The sequence below is a fragment of the Pantoea sp. Pa-EAmG genome (genome assembly GCF_030024295.1).
Lineage (GTDB): Bacteria > Pseudomonadota > Gammaproteobacteria > Enterobacterales > Enterobacteriaceae > Pantoea > Pantoea dispersa.
Genome location: NZ_JASEWO010000080.1, coordinates 1 through 19,724, shown reverse-complemented (window position 1 = coordinate 19,724; position 19,724 = coordinate 1). Strand labels below are relative to the sequence as shown.

Here is a 19,724-nt window from a genome sequence, read left to right as displayed (position 1 = left end):
TTGGTTAGCCGCCATTGGAGGTTCCTGGTACTACGTTATTGGCGGTGTGATTATGCTGATCACCGCTGTTCTGCTGTGGCGCCGTAGCGGTTCCGCACTGCTGCTGTATGCCCTGTTGCTGCTGGCAACGCTTGTATGGGGCGTATGGGAAGTCGGCTTCGACTTCTGGGCGCTGGCCCCACGTACCGACGTGCTGGTGATCTTCGGTATCTGGCTGATTCTGCCGTTTGTGTATCGCGGCCTGAATCATGCGGGTAAAGGTGCGCTGGGTGCGATGGCCGTTGCGCTGGTAGCCAGCGTACTGGTGCTGGCGTGGGCAGTATTCCACGATCCGCAGGAGCTGAATGGCAATCTGCCGGAAGCCGCTAACGTTCCGCAGGCCCAGCCGCTGAGTAACATCAACGATGCTGACTGGCCAGCCTACGCGCGTGACCAGCAGGGTACCCGCTTCTCGCCGCTGAAGCAGATCAACACCAGCAACGTGAAAGAGTTGCAGGTTGCCTGGCAGTTCCAGACCGGCGATCTCAAAACCGCCAACGATCCGGGTGAAATCACTGACGAAGTGACGCCGATTAAAATCCGCGACACGCTGTACCTTTGCTCGCCACACCAGATTCTGTTTGCGCTGGATGCGACGACCGGTAAGCAGAAGTGGAAATTCGATCCGGGCCTGAAGCCGAATCCTACCTTCCAGCACGTGACCTGCCGCGGTGTTTCATACCATGAAGTGCCTGCTGCTGCAGATGCCGCCAACAGCCAGCCTGCGCTGTGCTCACGCCGCATCTATCTGCCAGTGAACGACGGTCGTCTGTTCGCGCTGGATGCCGATACCGGTGCCCGTTGCCCATCCTTTGGTAACAACGGTGAGCTGGATCTGCAGCACAAGCAGCCGGTACAGACGCCAGGCCAGTATGAGCCTACGTCACCGCCGGTTATCACTGACACCACCATCGTCATTGCTGGTGCGGTCACCGATAACTACTCTACCCGTGAGCCGTCTGGTGCCATCCGTGGCTTCGACGTCAACACCGGTAAACTGCTGTGGGTGTTCGACCCGGGCGCGAAAGATCCTAACGCGATTCCGGCTGATGAACACACCTTCACCATGAACTCGCCGAACTCGTGGGCGCCGGCGGTATACGATCCAAAACTGGATACCGTTTACCTGCCAATGGGCGTTTCCACCCCGGATATCTGGGGCGGTAACCGCACACCAGAGCAGGAGCGCTACGCGAGCAGCGTTCTGGCGCTGAACGCCACCACCGGTAAGCTGGTGTGGTCGTATCAGACCGTGCACCACGATCTGTGGGATATGGACCTGCCGTCACAGCCGACGCTGGCCGATATCACCGACAAAGATGGCAACACCGTACCGGTGATTTATGCCCCGGCGAAAACCGGTAACATCTTTGTGCTGGATCGTCGTACCGGTAAGCCGGTCGTGCCTGCACCGGAGACGCCGGTACCGCAGGGCGCGGCGAAAGGTGACCACGTGGCACCGACCCAGCCGTACTCCGAACTGACCTTCCGTCCGAAACAGAATCTGACGGACAAGGACATGTGGGGCGCGACGATGTATGACCAGCTGGTGTGCCGCGTGATCTTCAAGCGTCTGCGCTACGAAGGTCCGTTCACGCCGCCGTCTGAGCAGGGTACGCTGGTGTTCCCGGGCAACCTCGGTATGTTCGAGTGGGGCGGCATCGCGGTTGATCCACATCGTCAGATCGCGATTGCTAACCCAATGGCGCTGCCGTTTGTGTCTAAGCTGATTCCGCGCGGTCCGGGCAACCCGATTGAGCCACCGCAGGGCGCAGAAGGCGGTTCCGGTACCGAAACCGGCATTCAGCCGCAGTACGGTGTGCCGTTTGGCGTCGAGCTGAACCCGTTCCTGTCGCCGTTTGGTCTGCCGTGTAAACAGCCGGCCTGGGGTTACGTTTCAGCGATCGACCTGAAGACCAACGAAACCGTGTGGAAGAAACGTATCGGTACCGTTCGCGATAGCGCACCGGTTCCGCTGCCGTTCAAAATGGGTATGCCAATGCTGGGTGGCCCAATCACCACCGCCGGTAACGTGTTCTTCATCGGCGCGACCGCAGATAACTACCTGCGCGCGTTCGATACCAACACCGGTGAGATGCTGTGGCAGGCGCGTCTGCCAGCGGGTGGCCAGGCTACGCCGATGACCTATGAAGTGAATGGCAAACAGTACGTTGTCATCGCGGCCGGTGGTCACGGTTCGTTTGGTACCAAGCTGGGCGATTACGTGATTGCCTATGCGCTGCCAGATGCGAAGTAATTTTTCGCACTGAAGTAAAAAAGCGGGCAATGCCCGCTTTTTTTTCACGCCAGTCAGGCATTACGCTCGATCCTGCGGTTAAGCTTTACGCAGCACCCGCGCATTCAATAGCGCGCACAGCGCCATAATCACGCAGGTGGCGAGAAACACCGGTCGCATACCAAACGCGCCGCCGATAAAGCCGCCGAACAGCGGGCCGCTCACCTGGCCGACATACTGAGCCGAGGTCGCATAGCCCAGCATTTTCCCGACCTGCCGCTGCGGCACATTATGACGAATCAACGCCGTCACGCAGGGCATCAGGCCGCCCAGCGCCATCCCCATCAGGAAACGCAGCAGCACCAGCTGCCACGCCGCGCTAATAAACGCCTGCGGAATCAGCAGCAGCGCGCAGACCAGCAGGCCATAAATCAGCACGCGCGCATGTCCGATGCGGTCGGCCAGCCGGCCAAGGCGCGGCGCGGAGAGAATGCTGCCCAGCGCGGCGGCCGCCATCACCAGCCCGGCCGTCACCGTCACCGCGTGATCGCCGTGCACAAACTGCGCGATATACAGCGTGATAATCGGCTCAATCGACATATTGGCAAAAATCAGCAGCATGCCCGACAGCCACATCAGCCGCACCACTGGCCGGTTGATCGACGCCTCCGGCTCATCCCCCTCCCCGGCTGCGGCTTTCTTCGCCGCACGTGGCGCTTCTTTCAGCAGAAAAGTGGTGACGAGAAACGCAAGAAAAATCACCGCGCCGGTGAGCCAGAAAGTGTGGCGGATACCGATCAGCGGCGGCAGCACGCCGCCCAGCAGCGGGCCGACCACATTACCGGCCATGATGCCGGAGGACAGTACGCCCAGCGCCCAGCCGGTCTGCGCTTTCGGCGTTTGTGCCGCCACCAGTATGGTGGAACCCGACGCATAGCCACCGAGCAGGCCGGCCAGCAGGCGCAGCGCCACCAGCTGCCACGGCGCGGTGGCTATGCCAATCAGCGACATGGCGACGGCCATTCCGAGGCTGGCGCGGATCAGCATCAGCTTACGGCCATAGCGATCCGCCAGTTTGCCCCACAGCGGTGCCGTCAGCGCCGCGCTGAGAAAGGTGGCACCATAGGCGGCGCCTGACCAGCGCGCAATCGCTGCCGGTTCCTGCACGCCCAGCTGCTGCACATAGAGGGGCAGAAAGGGCAGCAGCAGGGTCATGGCGACGATAGTGCTGAACGAGCCCAGCACACAAACCCACAAATTTCGCCGCCAGTGTTGCTGCTCAGGCGCTAACGCGATAGAAGAGTGCGACATAGTGATATCCCTGTTTTTGGCTTTTTAGCAGGCTATCAGCGGTAGCACACAGAAAACAGGGAGAAGCGGATATTTGCCAGCCAGCGCGCTATTGTTGCCAGAAAACAACAATCACGGCGCACCCAGCGCGGTGATCAGCGCGTCGCAGAGTAAGGTGATCGGTGACGAGGGCTGCGGCTGCTCTTTCAGCAGCAGGTAACTGTGCAGGCGATCCATCTGCCATTCCGGCAGCACCTGCTGAATCTCGCCGCGCGCCAGCACCTCCTGCGTCATATAGGCGGGCAGATACGCCACGCCGGTTCCGGCCAGGGCCGCATTAAGCAGCGCCATGCTGTTATTCGCGCGAAAGCGGCTGTGCACATCCAGCGCCAGGCGCTGCTTATCACGGCGAAACGGCAACGCCGCCGTGTGTGCCGGGCCGTGAAATAGCAGCAGATCGTGGCGCATCAGACGTTCGGGATGATCGATGACCGGATGCGCGGCCAGATACGCTGGCGACGCATACAGTCCCCAGTCAATGCTGCTCAGTTCGCGGTAGTTTGCGACTTCAGGCGCACGCGCGCGGATCACAATCGCCACGTCCGCACTGGGCTGCGGATCGTCGCTGGTGGTCAGTTCGAGATCGACGTTGATGTGAATATGACGGCGGATAAAGGTATTCAGCGTCGGCACCACGCACTGACAGCCGAAGGTGATCGGCGCCTGCAGACGCACGTTGCCGGCAGGCTGCTGATGCACCTGCTGCACAAACGCATCGGCGCGATGCATCTCTTCCAGCATGCGGGTGCAGAACGGATAGTAAGCCTGGCCCAGCTCGGTCAGCGCCACTTTGCGCGTGGTGCGCTGCAGCAGTTTGATACCCAGCCGCACCTCCAGCCGGGCGATTTCGCGGCTGACGTGCGATTTTGATACCCCCAGCGTACGGGCCGCTTCGCTGAAGCTTTGCCGCTCAACGACGCGTGCAAACAGCATCATGGCGGTGAGATTATCGCTGTTGTCCATGTTCTCTGGCTGATTCGAAAGAGTGAGAACCGCAGCTTAAAAGCAAAAACGCGAATGCGCACCCGATTTCCCGTTACGCAGCGGCCACGGGAAATCGGGCGAGGGATGTCACACCGCCACCGCTAGCGGAAACAGCAGGCGGTCCGGCTCGACGCGACGCTGACGCCGCAGCTGGCCTGGCGTGACGCGGAAATAATTTTTAAAGGTGCGGGTGTAAGCCTGCTGGGTATCAAAGCCGTAGCTCATCGCCACCTGCAGAATCGCCTCATCACTGTTGATCAGCGTGAGCGCTGACTCAGTCAGCCGGCGCTGGCGAATGTATTCTGCCAGTGAAAAACCGGTGTGCTGACGGAACAGACGTTGCAGATGCCAGCGGGAATACCCCGAGCGGCGTGCTACTTCATCCAGATGCAGATCGTGCCCTAAATTTTTTTCAATCCACTCCAGCAAACTACGGATAAATTCGCGCTGATTCATGACTTCCTCCGGCGTCGGTAAAATGTCCAGTGACGTCACTGTAGCGCGTTAAATTTATCCCTTAATTAGCAGAAAATTAGCGCAGAATTAGCAAGCAAAAAAACGGCTTTCCCGACGAAACAGCGCGCCAGGTTAATTCTGCGCTAATTATCGGGCGCTACACTGCGACAAGTTATTCAGGAGGGCATCATGCGTGTGCTGCTGGTAGAAGATGATGAAATGATCGGCGCCAACCTGCAGCAGGCGCTGGAGGCCGCCGGCTGGTCGGTGGACTGGGTGCGTGACGGCGTATTTGCCAGCAACGCCTGGCAGGAAGGCGGTTACACCTGCGTCCTGCTCGATCTCGGTTTACCGCGTGAAGATGGCATCAATGTGCTGCGCCGTGCGCGCACGCGCGGTGACATGACGCCGGTGCTGGTGCTGACCGCGCGTGATACCGTGCAGCAGCGCATCCAGGGCCTGGACAGTGGCGCCGATGATTACTTACTCAAACCCTTTGATCTGCAAGAGGTTCTGGCGCGTATGCGAGCCATCACCCGACGCCGCCACGGTGCGGCGGACTCCCTGCTGGGCAACGGCGACGTGCAGCTCGATATGATGACGCGTGAAGTGCTGTACAAAGGCCAGCGCGAGCAGCTAACCGCACGTGAATACGCCCTGCTCTATGCGCTGCTGGAACGCCCAGGCGCGATCCTGTCGCGTGAGCAGTTAGAAAACCGCATCTACGGCTGGGGCGAAGAGGTCACCAGCAACGCCGTGGACGTGCTGATTCACGGCATGCGGCGCAAACTCGATAACGAAGTGATTCGCAACGTGCGCGGTCTGGGCTGGCGGGTGCCGGCAATATGAGATCTTTTACGTTTATGCGGTCGCTGCGCAACAAACTGCTGGCCACGCTGGTGCTGCTGCATCTGGCGATGATCGGCGGTGTCACCTGGTATTTCTACCACTGCTATGGCGACATGATGGGCACCATGAAGGACGACCAGCTCGCCAAAATTGCCGATGCCTGGTCAAGCAGCCAGCGCATGCCGGCACTGATGCCGATGGTGATGCAGCAGGAGAAGCTGAAAAGTACCTATATCGTTCAGCTCTGGGACACCAATAATCACCTGCGCGCCAGTTCCTGGCCGGCGCTGCATGCGCCCCTGCAGAGCAAAAAAGGCTGGTCAGATTTAAAAGTTGGCGACTGCGGCGATGACTGCCAGTGGCGCGTTTACACCCGACCCGGCGAGCTGGGCAGCGAGATCGGCAATATTCAGGTGCTGCACAACGTCGGCTACATGAAGAGCCTGATGGTGAAACGCGTACTTTCCGCCATCATTCCGCTCATCCTGATGATGCCGCTGTCGCTGCTGGTGATCTGGCTGGTGGTGCGGGCCATTACGCGCGATCTGCGCGTGGCCTCGCGCCAGATTGCGGCGCAGGAAACCCTGCATCCGCACAGCGTGTCGCCGGACGGTCTGCCGGACGAAGTGCTGCCGCTGGTCGATGCTTATAACTCGCTACTGGATAAACTACGCGCGGCCTGGTCGTCACAGCGCCAGTTCCTTGAGGATGCCGCGCATGAACTGCGCACGCCGGTCACCGCCGTCACGTTACAGCTGGAGAACCTGCGTCAGCACATCCTGCCGGGCGAAGCCAGCCGCCAGTTTGATCAGCTGGAAGCGGGCGTCACGCGCACGCGCCATCTGGTCACGCAATTGCTGAACATCTCGCGCCAGGAGGATCAGTCCGTTGTCGCCAGCGTCGAGACCATTGAGCTTGATGACCTGCTGAAGGAGAGCATTGAGCAGCTGATGGTGGTGGCGGACAAGCGCGGCATTGATATCGGCTTCAACGGCACGGCGCATTATCGTCTGCACGCCAGCCGCTCCGATCTGCGCAGCCTGTTCGATAACCTGATCGGCAACGCCATGCTGCACACGCCGGAGGGCAGCCTGGTGGATGTGCTACTGCATCGCGTCGGTCATCATACGGTGGTGGATATTGTCGATAACGGCCCCGGCATGCCGGAGTCGTTTATTGAGCGCGCCTTCGATCGCTTTACCCGCTCGCCGGATGTCCAGGCGCAGGGCAGCGGCTTAGGATTGTCGATCGTGCGCAGCGTGGCGCAGAAGCATCAGATGCAGGTGGCGCTATCGAATTGCCTTAACCCGCAGGGTGAAGTGTGTGGCCTGCAGGTGCGCGTAACCCTTCCCTGACGTCTTTCCTCTCCGGCGCGATAATCAGCGCCGGCTATTTTCTTCTCCTGCCAGTTCTCTGCGTATCCCGACAACGTAAACGGTTGCGGGGTTCCGTTCGTTACACGGCCTTTATGTGATCAACTTCACATATTTACTGAATCGAAATGCAACACTTTTTGACAAACGTGATCAAAATCTATTTTCTATCGCTCTGTTACAGGCACATTACGCGGGCCTGAAAATCCGGCGCGTCAGACCGGCGACAACAGCACACTGCCCATCCCCTGGGATCGATTTCACCCGATCGCAGCATTTGCGCGGCGATCACGAGCAAGTGGTTAAAAAATAATGAAATTTAAAACGTTGATAGCAGGGGCCTTACTGGCCAGTAGCTGGACCGGCGCCGCACAGGCGGCGGAAAGCGATCCGCAGTACCTCTCTGACTGGTGGCATCAGAGCGTGAACGTGGTAGGCAGTTATCACACCCGCTTCGGACCCCAGTTCAACAATGATGTGTATCTCGAATACGAAGCCTTTACTAAAAAGGACTGGTTTGATTTCTACGGCTACCTTGACCTGACCAACTTCTTTGGCGTGGGTAACAGCAATGCCAACGGTATTTTTGACCACGGTTCGCCGATGTTCATGGAAATTGAGCCACGTTTCTCCATCGATAAGCTGACCGGCACCAGCCTGGCGTTCGGACCGTTTAAAGAGTGGTACTTCGCCAACAACTACATCTACGACATGGGTCGCAACAGCGACAGCCGTCAGAACACCTGGTACATGGGTCTGGGTACGGACATCGATACCCATAGCGATATCGGCCTGTCATTGAACGTGTACGCGAAATACCAGTGGGAAAACTACGGTGCGGCGAACGAAAACAGCTGGGATGGTTATCGCTTCAAGGTGAAATACTTTGTACCGATTACCGACCTGTGGGGCGGCAAGCTGAGCTATATCGGCTTCACCAACTTTGACTGGGGCTCCGATCTGCGTGACAAGTCTGACCGCTCGCGCACCAGCAACTCAATTGCCTCCAGCCACATTCTGTCGCTGAACTACGATCACTGGCATGTCTCTACCGTGGCGCGTTACTTCCACAATGGCGGCCAGTGGGCTGATGGCCAGGAGCTAAACTTCGGCAACGGTCCGTTTGAAGTGAAATCGACCGGCTGGGGTTACTACCTGGTGGTGGGTTACAACTTCTAAACCGCTTCCGGCGTGGCCGCTCACCATCGCGGCCACGCCAGTCTGTTACGCCTGTGGCTTCACCACGTTGATGCGCCATGGGATGCCAAACTTATCGATAAACATCCCGAAGCCGTTCGACCAGAAGGTTTTCTGCCATTCAGTGGTCACTTTGCCGCCCGCAGAGAGCTTATCAAACCAGGCTTTACCCTCCGCTTCATCTGGCGTGGCCAGGCTCACCGCATAGCCGGCATGTTGGGACGCCGGTGGCTGGGCGGTATTGCCATCACTCAGCATCAGCTCGCCCTGACCAATGCGCAGATGCGCATGCATAATCTTTTCCGGCGGCAGCGGCGGCGCCGACTGATCGCCCACCTGCTCGCCCTGCTCCGGCATATCACCAAACGTCATTTTTTGCAGAATTTCGCCGCCGGTGGCCTCCAGATAGAAGGCAATTGCTTCTTCACAGCGGCCGTAGAGAAATAAATAAGGACTCACCTGCATCGTAACCTCCGTTGAGAGTGCGTTAACGCGTGTCGTACACCTAAAGTGTAGACGATGCAGTTTTTCGCCCGTCACGGCTGGCAGTAGCGGCGGAACAGCTGCGCCATGTAAGCGCTCATCGGCGTCAGCGCGGTGTCTTTACGCTGAATCAGATAGAAGGTGGCTTTCGGCAGCGGATCGTCGAGATCCAGCGCGATCAGCTGCCCGCCGTGCGTAGGGTCTTCAATTACGTCGCGCGAAATGATGCTGACAAAATCACTCTTCGCCACCAGGCTGGTGCAGGCCATAAAGGTCTCGCAGGTCACCGCGATTTTGGGTGCCATGCCGCGCTCACCGAACAGGTCATGCAGCAGTCGGTAATAACTGCCCTGCGGCGTCGGCATGGTCCAGTCGCAATGTTGCAACTCGGCCAGCGAGCGCGCATGCGCCATCGGATGCCCTTTACGCATCACCACCTGATACTCGCGCTGCATCAGCCGCTCGAAAATCAGCTCCTGATCGAAGTGATGCCGATCGTAGGTATTGATGGTGAAATCCAGCGCGCCCTGACGCAGTTCATGCACCATCGACACCAGCTGGCCCTCCACGATACGCACTTTCACTAGTGGATATTCACGATGAAACTGGGTTATCACCTGCGGCATCACGGTACGCGCAATGCTGCCGCCCACCCCAATATTCACTTTGCCACCAGCCAGACCGAGCCGCTGCTGGATATCCTCCTGCGCCACGCGCAGTTCCTCCAGCACCAGACAGGCATGACGAAAAAAGGTTTCACCGACATCGGTCAGCATCACCCCCTGCTGACGACGCTCGAACAGGCGCGCGCCGAGCGCCAGCTCCAGTTCCTGAATCGCTTTGGTTAACGCCGGCTGTGACAGGCCCGACAGCCGGCTTGCGGCGCGAATACTGCCCTGGCGCGCCACGTCAACAAAGGCGCGCAGCTGATGAAGTTTGAGATTAGCCGCCATGATCAGGTGATAACCGTTGTCTATCGGTCACAAGATATTCGCATCTTATGCGCCCTAATACCATTGTGTAGATTCGGTTGAATGCATAAAAAACCAACACTAAGGAACAGCCGATGAACACCCTTTCCGACCTCGTCAACGCGCGGATACCGCAGATGCAGACATGGCGCCGCGACCTGCACCAGTATGCTGAATCCGGCTGGCTGGAGTTCCGCACCGCCACGCTGGTGGCGGAAGAGCTGCATCGTCTTGGTTATCAGCTGCAGCTGGGCCGTGAGGTGATTGATGCCGATGCGCGCATGGGTCTGCCGTCTGCTGAAGTGCTGGCGCAGCAGGAAGCGCGGGCGCTGCAGCAGGGCGCATTGCCACAATGGCTGCCCCACTTCTCCGGCGGTTTCTGCGGCGTGGTGGCAACGCTGGACACCGGCCGTCCCGGTCCGGTGATGGGCTTTCGTGTTGATATGGACGCACTCGATCAGACGGAAAGCGCCGCCGCCGATCACCTGCCGACGCGCGAAGGCTTCGCCTCGTGCAATCCCGGCATGATGCACGCCTGCGGCCACGATGGTCACACCACCATAGGTCTGGCGCTGGCGGGCGTGCTGATGGCGATGAAGCACCAGCTGAGCGGTCGCATAAAACTCATTTTTCAGCCGGCCGAAGAGGGCGTACGCGGTGCCAAAGCCATGGTGGCCGCGGGCGTGCTTGATGATGTCGATCTGTTCACCGCCATTCACCTTGGCACCGGCGTGCCGCCGGGCGAGATCGTCTGCGGCAGCGACAGCTTTCTCGCCACGACCAAACTGGACGTGCGTTTTACCGGGGTCGGCGCGCATGCCGGTGGCAAACCGGAAGAGGGACGCAACGCACTGCTGGCGGCGGCGCAGGCCACGCTGGCGCTGCACACTCTGCCGCAGCACAGCGGCGGCGTGGCGCGCGTTAACGTTGGTGTCTTACAGGCCGGCAGCGGACGCAACGTAGTGCCGGATGTTGCGCTGATGAAGGTGGAAACGCGCGGCGCGAGTAATCAGGTCAACGACGATATCTATCAGCAGGCGCTGCGCGTGATTGCCGGTGCCGCAGCGATGTACGGTGTTGAGCACGAGGTTACGCTAATGGGCGGTGCACGCAGCTGCACGCCGAGCCCGGCGTGGGTCAGTTTTATCCATCAGCAGGCCGAGGCGACTGGCCTGTTCAGTTCGGTGATAGACAGCAAACAGCAGGCGGCCGGTTCCGAAGATGCCACCTATATGATGGAGCGCGTGCAGCAGCGCGGCGGCCAGGCGTCTTACGTCATCTTCGGCTGCGAGCTGGCGGCGGGCCATCACAATGCGCGGTTCGACTTTGATGAAGCGGTGATGGCTACTGCCGTGCAGATGCTGGCTACGCTGGCGCTTAATCAGACGCAGTTCGGCGGTGCCCGATGAGCGCACACGACTTCATCGATCGCTACATCGACCAGCATCAGGCGCGTTTCAGTGCCCTCAGCGATGCCATCTGGGACGTACCGGAAACCCGTTTCGAAGAGACGCAATCGTCTGCGCTGCTGGCCGATGCGCTGGCGCAGGAGGGGTTTGAGGTCGAGCGCGGCGTCGGCGGTCTCGACACCGCGTTTATCGCCTCAATCGGCCACGGCCAGCCGGTGATCGCCATCCTCGGCGAGTTTGATGCGTTGGCCGGCCTGAGCCAGCAGGCGGGCTGCGCCACGCCTGAGCCGCTGGTGGAAAACGGCAACGGTCACGGCTGCGGCCACAACCTGCTCGGTACCGCCGGCCTGGCCGCCGCTTTCGCCATCAAAGCCTGGTGGGCAGAACAGGGCGGACGCGGCACGCTGCGCTTTTACGGCTGCCCTGGCGAGGAGGGGGGCTCGGGTAAAACCTTCATGGTGCGCGAGGGGCTGTTTGATGATGTCGATGCTGCCGTGACCTGGCACCCGGAAGGCTTCAGCGGCATGTTCAACCTCAGCACCCTCGCCAATATTCAGGCGGCGTTTCACTTCAAAGGTGTGGCGGCGCATGCCGCTAACTCGCCGCATCTCGGGCGCAGCGCGCTGGACGCGGTGACGCTGATGAACACCGGCGCGAATTTCCTGCGCGAGCACATCGTGCAGGAGGCGCGCCTGCACTATGCGGTCACCCAAACCGGCGGCGTATCGCCCAACGTGGTGCAGGCCGATGCCGAAGTGCTGTACCTGATTCGCGCGCCGCAGCTCGACCAGGCCCAGGATATCTACCAGCGCGTGATTAACATCGCCAAAGGCGCGGCGCTGATGACCGACACGCAGATGACGGTACGTTTTGATAAAGCCTGCTCCAACTATGTGCCCAACCGCGCGCTGGAAGCGGTGATGGAACGTAATTTGCACCATTTTGGTCTGCCGCACTACAGCGCGCAGGAACAGGCATTTGCGGCAGCGATCCGCGCCACGCTGAGCAAAGACGATCTGCGTAACGCGCGACTGAATGCGGCGCGCACCGGCGGCGAAGCGGGCATCGCCTGGGCTGAGGCGCTGGGGGATAAAGTACTGATGGATGAGGTAGCGCCGTATGCGGTCACGCGCGAGCTGCTGTACGGCTCAACCGACGTTGGGGATGTGAGCTGGGTAACGCCGACGGCGCAGTGTTTTGCCCCCTGTTTTGCCTTCGGCACGCCGCTGCACACCTGGCAGCTGGTGGCACAGGGCCGCACGCCGATTGCCCACAAAGGGATGTGCCTCGCCGCCAAAGTGCTGGCCGCCACCGCGCTGGCGCTGTTGCACGATGATGCCGCGCTGGCGCGTTGTCGTGAAGAGTTTGACCGCGTGCGCCGTGAGCAGCCGTACGTGTGCCCGATTCCGGCCGGCGTGCAGCCATCGACATTAGCATCCTGAGTTCAGCAACGCATTACGCCAGGTGCGCATAAATGCGCACCCTACGAGGGCGTGACCGGTGGTCACCGCTCCTTATCGTGTAGGGTCGCCATTTATGGCGACCTGGTACCAACGCATCACCATTAAAAAAATATAAGCATTACGCAAACATAACTGACAAGACGACTCATGAGGATCTACCGATGGAAGTGATGACTGAAAATCGCAGCCCCGGCAAGCTGTTCAGCTGGATTGAGCGGGTCGGCAACAAAGTGCCCAACCCGTTCTTACTGTTTGTCTACCTGATCGTGGTGCTGATGATCGCCACCGCGCTTCTCAGCAGCCTCGATGTGGCTGTTAAAAATCCGGCCAATGGCGAACTGGTGCGGGTCAATAACCTGCTGAGCGTGGCGGGCATTCAATGGATCCTGCCCAACATCATCAAAAACTTTAGCGGCTTCACCCCACTGGGCTCCATTCTGGCGCTGGTGATCGGGGCCGGGCTGGCGGAAAAAGTCGGGCTGCTGCAGTCGCTGATGGTGAAAATGGCGTCGCGCGTCAGCCGTCGCTACGCCAGCTATATGGTGCTGTTTATCGCGTTCTTCAGCCATATCTCTTCCGATGCGGCACTGGTGGTGATGCCGCCGCTCGGCGCGCTGATCTTCCTTGCCGTCGGGCGTCATCCGGTGGCGGGCCTGCTGGCGGCGATTGCCGGCGTCGCATCGGGTTTTACCGCGAATCTGCTGATCGTCACCACCGACGTACTGCTCTCCGGCATCAGTACAGAGGCCGCCAAAGCGGTCAGCGACACGGTCCACGTCAGCGTGATCGATAACTGGTTCTTCATGGCCAGCTCGGTCATCGTACTGACCGTGGCCGGCGCGCTGCTGACCGATAAATTTGTCGAACCGCGCCTGCCCGTCTGGAACAGCGGCCATCACGATCGCCTGCCACCGCTGACGGCGCAGGAGAATCGCGGCCTGAAGGCGGCCGGTCTCGCCGCGCTGGTGTTCATCGGCGTGATGGCGCTGCTGGTGGTGCCGGAGCATGCGCCGCTGCGCAACCCGAAAACCGGCGGCATCATCCCTTCGCCGTTTATTCAGGGCATCGTGCCGATCATCATCCTGTTCTTCTTTGTGGTGGCGATTGCCTATGGCGCGGTGACGCAGCAGATTCGCCGCGCTGACGACATCCCCCGACTGCTGGTGGATCCGATGAAGAGCATGGCCGGCTTTATCGTCATGGTGTTTCCGCTGTCGCAGTTCGTGGCGTTCTTCAACTGGAGCAACATGGGCAAGTTTATGGCCATCGGCCTGACCGATATGCTGGAGAGCGCCGGCATCAGCGGTGCGCCGGCCTTTCTCGGCCTGATGTTCCTCTCGGCGTTTCTGTGCATGTTTATCGCCAGCGGCTCGGCGATCTGGTCGATCCTCGCGCCGGTGTTTGTGCCGATGTTTATGCTGCTCGGCTTTCACCCGGCGTTTGCCCAGATGATTTTCCGCATCGCCGATTCCGCCGTGCTGCCGCTGGCGCCGATGTCGCCGTTTCTGCCGCTGTTCCTCGGTTTCCTGCAGCGCTATCAAAAAGACGCGCAGCTCGGCACCTACTATGTGCTGATCTTCCCGTATCCGCTGGTGTTCTTTGTGACGTGGATCGCGCTGCTGCTGGTGTGGTATCTGCTGGGCCTGCCCATCGGTCCGGGCGTTTATCCGCATCTGCCCTGACCTGGCGCCATGGACGGCGTACCGCTTTCTGTGAACTGCAACGCACGTTGCCAAAATGTCACCGCTGCGCCTCTCGGCAACCCCGGACGAATTGATTATTCTGCTATTTCTTCGCTTGCTAACGGTTAATGATTTCTGACAAACCACCACCGGGCGGATCCTGCAAACACCGAGGTAACAATCATAATGACAACCACCTATTCGACAGGGGTGGCGACCGATCGCATCGCTACCGAACGCCAGACGCTGGCCGGGCGCATCGACGCTCTGCCCTCTTCCGCCGGGCTGTGGCGCTTTATTACGTTGCTGGCGCTCGGCGGCTTCTTCGAGCTGTACGATCTGTTTGAAACCGGCTACATCAGCGCCGGGCTGGTCGCCGCTGGCGTGTTCCACACCGGCACCGCGGGCGTGTTTGGTATCGCCGATCAGGCGGCGTTCGCCTCGGCGACCTTTCTCGGCCTGTTTGTCGGTGCCAGCCTGCTGACGCCCTATGCCGACCGCTTCGGCCGTCGCCTGACCTTTATGTGCGCGCTGGCGTGGTACGGTGCGTTCTCACTGCTGATGGCGTTCCAGCACAGCGCGGAAATGATTATTCTGTGCCGCTTCCTGGTCGGTATCGGTCTGGGCGTCGAGCTGGTGACCATCGATACCTATCTGTCGGAGTGGGTGCCAGCCCATCTGCGCAGCCGCGCGTTTGCCTTCTCTTTTTTCATTCAGTTCCTGTCGGTGCCGACGGTAGCGCTGATGTCATGGTGGCTGGTACCGCAAACCCTGCTCGGCCTCGAAGGCTGGCGCTGGGTCGTGATCGCCGGTGCGCTGTGCTCGCTGGTGATCTGGTTTATCCGGAAAAACCTGCCGGAGTCGGCGCGCTGGCTGGCGCAGCAGGGGCGGCATCAGGACGCGCACCGGGTGCTGAGCGAGATGGAAAAACGCTGCGGCATTGCGCCGGGGGACGATTTCTCTCAGCGTGATGCGGCGGCACAGCTGCCGAAAAAAGGGCGCTTTAGCGAAATCTGGATACCGGCTTATCGCCAGCGTACGCTGATGCTGGTGGTGATGAACTTCTTCCAGGCGATTGGTTTCTTCGGCTTCGGCAACTGGCTACCGGCGCTGCTGTCCGGCAAGGGGGCCACCGTTACCCACAGCCTGCTGTACGCCTTTTTCATCACGCTGGCCTATCCGCTCGGCTCGCTGATCTGCAGCCGCTACGCCGACCGGCTGGAAAACAAATGGCAGATCGTTTTTTCATCGCTGATGACGGTGGTGTTCGGCACACTGTTCGCGCTGACCAGCAACCCGCTGCTGATGGTGGTGTGCGGTTTCCTGATCACCTACAGCAACGCCTGGCTGACCTTCAGCTATCACGCTTATCAGACTGAGATCTTCCCGACGCACATTCGTGCGCGCGCCGTCGGCTTCTGCTATTCATTCAGCCGGCTGTCGACCGCTTTCAGCAGTATTCTGATTGGCCTGATTCTGCAGTATGCCGGCAGTCAGGGGGTGATCGTGTTTATCGTGCTGAGTATGCTGATGGTGATGCTGTCGGTCGGGATTTACGGGCCGAAGACGCGGGGGCTGGATCTGGAGAACATTTAAACCGGATGGGCGCAAGGTGGGCGGCGGCCGGTTCAGCCCGGCAATGCGCACCCTTTGGAGCGGCACGATTCATCGCGCGATAAATCGCGCCGCTACGTCCTGGTGCAAACCTTTGGGGGCGTTTCCGCCCCGCCAGATTTACACCAGTTCGGTTTTCACCCCTTCCTGGATCAGCACGTCGGCATCGACGCCGCTGTGGCTGTAAACCTGATACTTCACGCCAGCCACCGTGGTGCTGCCCTGCTGTTTCACCCAATCGCCCACGTCACCGCCGTCGCCGAGGATGTCATCCAGTTTCACTACGTCCTGCGCATCGCCTTTGATCAGCAACTGGGTTTTGCCGTCTTTCACGAACAGATCCTGACTTCCAACCTGCAGGATATCGTCAACCGTTACGCTCAGGACGTTTTTGCCGTGACCCGTCATATCGATGGTGCTGCCCTGCTTGCCCTGCGCCAGCACATCGCTCAGGGAAACGGCGAATTCATCGCCCAGGGTGATGACGGCAGGAACATCAAAGGCAGTGATACCGACATGATCGTCATGCATGCCCCATTCAACGTCACTGATGCGCACGCCGCCCGGATTGTTCACCGAATCCACTTCTGCCGGATTGACGCGCACCACGGCTGAACCGATCAGCTTACCGGCCGGGGCGTGGTACTCGACAATGTCGCTTCGCAGGGTGCCAGGATGCGCCTTCAGCTCATAGCTGTGCAGCAATTTACCTTGCGTGTCATAGAAATCGATGTAATTGCCTTTGCTGTGCACATAATCCGATTTCAGCACCACTTTCTCCGCCACGCCGTCGAAATCCAGCTTCATCTGACCGCCACGGCCAACAATGATTTCGCCATGCTTCAGCGTTTTTTGCTCGCCGCCGATATTCGGTCCTTTAATCAGCGTCATCTTCAGACTGTCGTCGATGGTATAACTGACCCCGGTTTTAAAATCGATATAGCGCGGATGACCGTTAGCGTCTTTCACCAGATCAGGTTGTCCACGAACCCGGCTGATTTCTTTAACCCCGATGTTATCGATAGCGAAATCGTTGCCGTTACCGTTATTAACCTCATTGGTTACCGCCACGCGAACCACTTCTGTTTTGCTGGCGGTGTACAGTCCGCTGAAATGATTCCAGGCAGCATCCAGCCCCATGTTGGGAATCACTTTCTCTCCATTAACGTCCAGACCGATTTTTGGTTTCAGGCTACCGCCAGGAATACGGTAGCCATCAAAATCGAACTGGTAGGTTTTACCCGCTTCGACCTGAATATAGCGATAAACCACTTCTCCTTTGAACCCGTTGGTGTTTGAACCGTTGGTCATGGAACCCAACTCATAAGAGGAATTGCCTCCGCTCCAGCGCTTAACGGCGATGTTGTCATTTTTGTGATACAGACCGCTGGCGATCCAGCCCTGCCGAGTGCCGTCGTTGAAATTCCACAATAACCCCTTGTGATCGACCTTCGGCGGATCGACATTGATCTCCAGCAGAAAGGTTGGCGCATTCACATCACGAATGGCGCTATTACTGACCTGAAATTGCGTCAGTCCTTTCCACGGTGAGCGATCGTAAGACTGATAGCTCCAGTTACCCGTTGCATCCGCTGTGACCGAGTCCATTAATACCCAGTGGCCCTCAATATGGCAGCCGAAGATGTACACCACCTTATTGGGTGCAGACGTGCCTTTCAGGGTTGGCGTCATATCATCGGTGATATCACCGCTTTTCAGCTGGCCCTGCTTTGGTCCGCTGTCATCCCACGCAGAAATAATCTCTGTCTTGCCGGAGATTATCGCCAGGTCGAAAACATCGGCGGCGGCGTCACGCACCGGGCTGTCTGAGACCTGGAACTCATATTTGCCAAAGCCGCCGCGTAACGCGCGCACTTCGCTTTGCCAGTGACCATGAGCATCCGCAACGGCGCTGCCGAGCGTCACCCATACCCCGTTCACGTGGCGGGCATAGATATAAACCACGCTGTTTGCTGCAGCATGGCCTTTCAGCGTTGGCGTCAGATCATCAGTGACATCGCCCTGATGCAGCACGCCGGTCTGCGCGCCAAAATTATCCCAGGCAGAAACGATACCGGGTTTTTCCGGCACCATGTTGAGACTGAACACCTCGGCGCTGGTGTCGCGATCGGGGGTTTTGGCAGCCTGAAACTCATAAGTGCCGTATCCCCCGCGCAGCGCGCGCACTTCCGTTATCCAGTTGCCCCAGGCATCGGCCTTAACACTGCCTAACACCACCCAGTGGCCATCAATATGCCGCGCATGGATATACACCATGCTGTTGGCTTCGGCTTTGCCCTGCAGCGTCGGTGCCATGTCATCGGTGGTGGCGCCGTTGATTAATTTGCCCTGCTCGGGCCCGACATTATCGTGTGCCGCGTCAATGGTGGGCTTCAGGCGGGTACCGTTATCTGACACATACAGGTCGAACAGCGGCGCAGCGGGATCGCGCGTCGGGCTGTTACTGGCCTGGAAGTGATACGGGCCGGCACCGCCATCCAGTCGGGCGATTTCCACCTGCCAGTGGCCAAAGGCATCCGCCTGGGTGCTGCCTTTCAGCCACCAGCTGCCGTTTTCGCGTGTGGCATACACGTAGACGATACTGTTGGCTTCCGCCGTGCCTTTGAGCGTGGGGGTAAAGTCATCGGTCAGCGCGCCGTTTTCCAGTTTGCCCTGTGCCGGGCCAAAATTATCCAGCGCATACTCAATCTTCACCGGCGCGGTGGGCACCACCGTATACGTAAACGGCTCGCTCGCATCGCTCAACTCACCACGGTTATTTTGCGCGCGGGTAGTAATGGTGTTTTCACCGTAGCCCAGCAGATCAACGTTGCTCTCCCAGCGCCACTGCCCGTCAATCACCGGTGCCACGCCGACGCGTACTCCGTTGACATAGATGATGACGTTTTCTGCGTCCAGCGGCGCGTTGCCGCTCAGGCGCGGGCTGCGATCGTCGCTTTCGCTACCGGCTTTGATCACACCGGTGTTCACCCCTTCATTATCAAACACTTCCAGCAGCTGCGGCTTGTCGATGCGCGGCGAATTGACGTAAAGCGTATAGACCGGGGAATCAAAACTTACCTGACCGAATTTATCGGTGGCGGTGACATACAGGCGCTGTTCACCATTACTCAGTTCCGGCGTGATGGTCCACTGACCATTTTTCGCCGCCTGCACGCTGCCAATCAGCACGCCGTTGCTGTACAGGCGGACAATGCTGTCCGGCTCGGCATAACCGGAAATGGCTGGCGTTTTATCATCGGTGAAGCCTTTGTTGCCAACCGGGCCCTGCACCGGTCCGAAATCATCCAGTACGCGCATAATCGCCGGCATATCGGGCGGGCTGAGATCGACTTCCAGCCGCGTCTGGAACGGAATCCCGGCGTTGCCGGCCCGGTCGAAAAAGCGGATGGTGAGATTGTGGCTCCCCTCTTCCAGCCGCAGCGGCAGCTGATACTCCCAGCTGCCATCCGCCTGAACCTGGGTGGTAAACAGCTGGCCGTTAATGGCAAATTCGATATAGCTGACGCTCTTATCCTCAATCACCCCTTTCCAGTACTGATAAGGTGAATTGACGTAGTTCTCCTGTCCCGGTTTGGTCGGGTCGTAATAGCCTAC

General features: G+C 59.3%; 14 protein-coding genes. 8 read left to right on the top strand and 6 right to left on the bottom strand.

The genetic code is table 11. The annotated features are described in order from the left end of the window. The coding region (locus QMM04_RS12395) for a glucose/quinate/shikimate family membrane-bound PQQ-dependent dehydrogenase (protein WP_282996270.1) at window positions 1-2,296 on the top strand (2,296 nt) is incomplete at its 5' end. A 78-nt stretch (window positions 2,297-2,374) separates the two neighbouring features. On the opposite strand, the gene QMM04_RS12390 is transcribed toward QMM04_RS12395, so the two are convergent. From QMM04_RS12390 to QMM04_RS12380, 3 genes are all read right to left on the bottom strand, one after another. Then, window positions 2,375-3,586, bottom strand: coding sequence for an MFS transporter (locus QMM04_RS12390; RefSeq protein ID WP_282996269.1), 1,212 nt, complete (start codon window positions 3,584-3,586; stop codon window positions 2,375-2,377). A gap of 111 nt (window positions 3,587-3,697) precedes the next feature. Then, window positions 3,698-4,588 (bottom strand): LysR family transcriptional regulator, encoded by an 891-nt coding sequence (locus tag QMM04_RS12385; RefSeq protein WP_282996268.1) that lies wholly within the window; start codon window positions 4,586-4,588, stop codon window positions 3,698-3,700. A 108-nt stretch (window positions 4,589-4,696) separates the two neighbouring features. Beyond that, window positions 4,697-5,065 carry a helix-turn-helix domain-containing protein gene (locus tag QMM04_RS12380; protein ID WP_021507794.1) on the bottom strand — a complete coding sequence of 123 codons (369 nt, stop codon included), beginning with the start codon at window positions 5,063-5,065 and terminating at the stop codon, window positions 4,697-4,699. A 189-nt stretch (window positions 5,066-5,254) separates the two neighbouring features. Here QMM04_RS12380 and QMM04_RS12375 point away from each other — a divergent pair, with 189 nt between their 5' ends. From QMM04_RS12375 to QMM04_RS12365, 3 genes are all read left to right on the top strand, one after another. Continuing rightward, on the top strand, window positions 5,255-5,914 hold the full coding sequence (locus QMM04_RS12375) for a response regulator (protein WP_021507795.1): 660 nt from the start codon (window positions 5,255-5,257) through the stop codon (window positions 5,912-5,914). Beyond that, window positions 5,911-7,269, top strand: a complete 1,359-nt coding sequence (locus QMM04_RS12370; RefSeq protein ID WP_058759279.1) for an ATP-binding protein — start codon at window positions 5,911-5,913, stop codon at window positions 7,267-7,269. The genes QMM04_RS12375 and QMM04_RS12370 overlap by 4 nt, the downstream gene beginning before the upstream one ends. A 330-nt stretch (window positions 7,270-7,599) precedes the next feature. Further along, window positions 7,600-8,466 carry a nucleoside-specific channel-forming protein Tsx gene (locus QMM04_RS12365; protein ID WP_021507798.1) on the top strand — a complete coding sequence of 289 codons (867 nt, stop codon included), beginning with the start codon at window positions 7,600-7,602 and terminating at the stop codon, window positions 8,464-8,466. A 45-nt stretch (window positions 8,467-8,511) separates the two neighbouring features. Here the strand turns inward: QMM04_RS12365 and yjdN are convergent, their stop codons facing one another. Together yjdN and QMM04_RS12355 are read right to left on the bottom strand one after the other, a co-directional pair. Then, window positions 8,512-8,949 carry a VOC family metalloprotein YjdN gene (gene yjdN / locus QMM04_RS12360; RefSeq protein ID WP_238561237.1) on the bottom strand — a complete coding sequence of 146 codons (438 nt, stop codon included), beginning with the start codon at window positions 8,947-8,949 and terminating at the stop codon, window positions 8,512-8,514. A gap of 71 nt (window positions 8,950-9,020) precedes the next feature. Next, on the bottom strand, window positions 9,021-9,920 hold the full coding sequence (locus tag QMM04_RS12355) for a LysR family transcriptional regulator (protein WP_058770043.1): 900 nt from the start codon (window positions 9,918-9,920) through the stop codon (window positions 9,021-9,023). Between the two features lie 113 nt (window positions 9,921-10,033). Here QMM04_RS12355 and QMM04_RS12350 point away from each other — a divergent pair, with 113 nt between their 5' ends. From QMM04_RS12350 to QMM04_RS12335, 4 genes are all read left to right on the top strand, one after another. Beyond that, entirely contained in the window at window positions 10,034-11,347 is a 1,314-nt protein-coding gene (locus tag QMM04_RS12350) for an amidohydrolase (protein WP_058780868.1), read from the top strand. After that, on the top strand, window positions 11,344-12,789 hold the full coding sequence (locus QMM04_RS12345) for a M20 family metallopeptidase (protein ID WP_282996267.1): 1,446 nt from the start codon (window positions 11,344-11,346) through the stop codon (window positions 12,787-12,789). Before QMM04_RS12350 ends, QMM04_RS12345 begins: the two co-directional genes overlap by 4 nt. A gap of 182 nt (window positions 12,790-12,971) precedes the next feature. Next, window positions 12,972-14,492, top strand: coding sequence for a p-aminobenzoyl-glutamate transporter (gene abgT / locus QMM04_RS12340; protein WP_058759275.1), 1,521 nt, complete (start codon window positions 12,972-12,974; stop codon window positions 14,490-14,492). Between the two features lie 186 nt (window positions 14,493-14,678). Continuing rightward, window positions 14,679-16,088, top strand: a complete 1,410-nt coding sequence (locus tag QMM04_RS12335; protein ID WP_282996266.1) for an MFS transporter — start codon at window positions 14,679-14,681, stop codon at window positions 16,086-16,088. Between the two features lie 138 nt (window positions 16,089-16,226). On the opposite strand, the gene QMM04_RS12330 is transcribed toward QMM04_RS12335, so the two are convergent. Next, window positions 16,227-19,724, bottom strand: a 3,498-nt coding sequence (locus tag QMM04_RS12330; protein WP_282996265.1) for an Ig-like domain-containing protein, incomplete at its 5' end; no start/stop codon positions are given.

Excerpts from the sequence above, each read along its gene's own strand:
- QMM04_RS12390 (WP_282996269.1), bottom strand. The coding sequence starts at position 3,586 with ATGTCGCACTCTTCTATCGCGTTAGCGCCTGAGCAGCAACACTGGCGG.
- QMM04_RS12385 (WP_282996268.1), bottom strand. The coding sequence starts at position 4,588 with ATGGACAACAGCGATAATCTCACCGCCATGATGCTGTTTGCACGCGTC.
- QMM04_RS12380 (WP_021507794.1), bottom strand. The coding sequence starts at position 5,065 with ATGAATCAGCGCGAATTTATCCGTAGTTTGCTGGAGTGGATTGAAAAA.
- QMM04_RS12375 (WP_021507795.1), top strand. The coding sequence starts at position 5,255 with ATGCGTGTGCTGCTGGTAGAAGATGATGAAATGATCGGCGCCAACCTG.
- QMM04_RS12370 (WP_058759279.1), top strand. The coding sequence starts at position 5,911 with ATGAGATCTTTTACGTTTATGCGGTCGCTGCGCAACAAACTGCTGGCC.
- QMM04_RS12365 (WP_021507798.1), top strand. The coding sequence starts at position 7,600 with ATGAAATTTAAAACGTTGATAGCAGGGGCCTTACTGGCCAGTAGCTGG.
- yjdN (WP_238561237.1), bottom strand. The coding sequence starts at position 8,949 with ATGCAGGTGAGTCCTTATTTATTTCTCTACGGCCGCTGTGAAGAAGCA.
- QMM04_RS12355 (WP_058770043.1), bottom strand. The coding sequence starts at position 9,920 with ATGGCGGCTAATCTCAAACTTCATCAGCTGCGCGCCTTTGTTGACGTG.
- QMM04_RS12350 (WP_058780868.1), top strand. The coding sequence starts at position 10,034 with ATGAACACCCTTTCCGACCTCGTCAACGCGCGGATACCGCAGATGCAG.
- QMM04_RS12345 (WP_282996267.1), top strand. The coding sequence starts at position 11,344 with ATGAGCGCACACGACTTCATCGATCGCTACATCGACCAGCATCAGGCG.
- abgT (WP_058759275.1), top strand. The coding sequence starts at position 12,972 with ATGGAAGTGATGACTGAAAATCGCAGCCCCGGCAAGCTGTTCAGCTGG.
- QMM04_RS12335 (WP_282996266.1), top strand. The coding sequence starts at position 14,679 with ATGACAACCACCTATTCGACAGGGGTGGCGACCGATCGCATCGCTACC.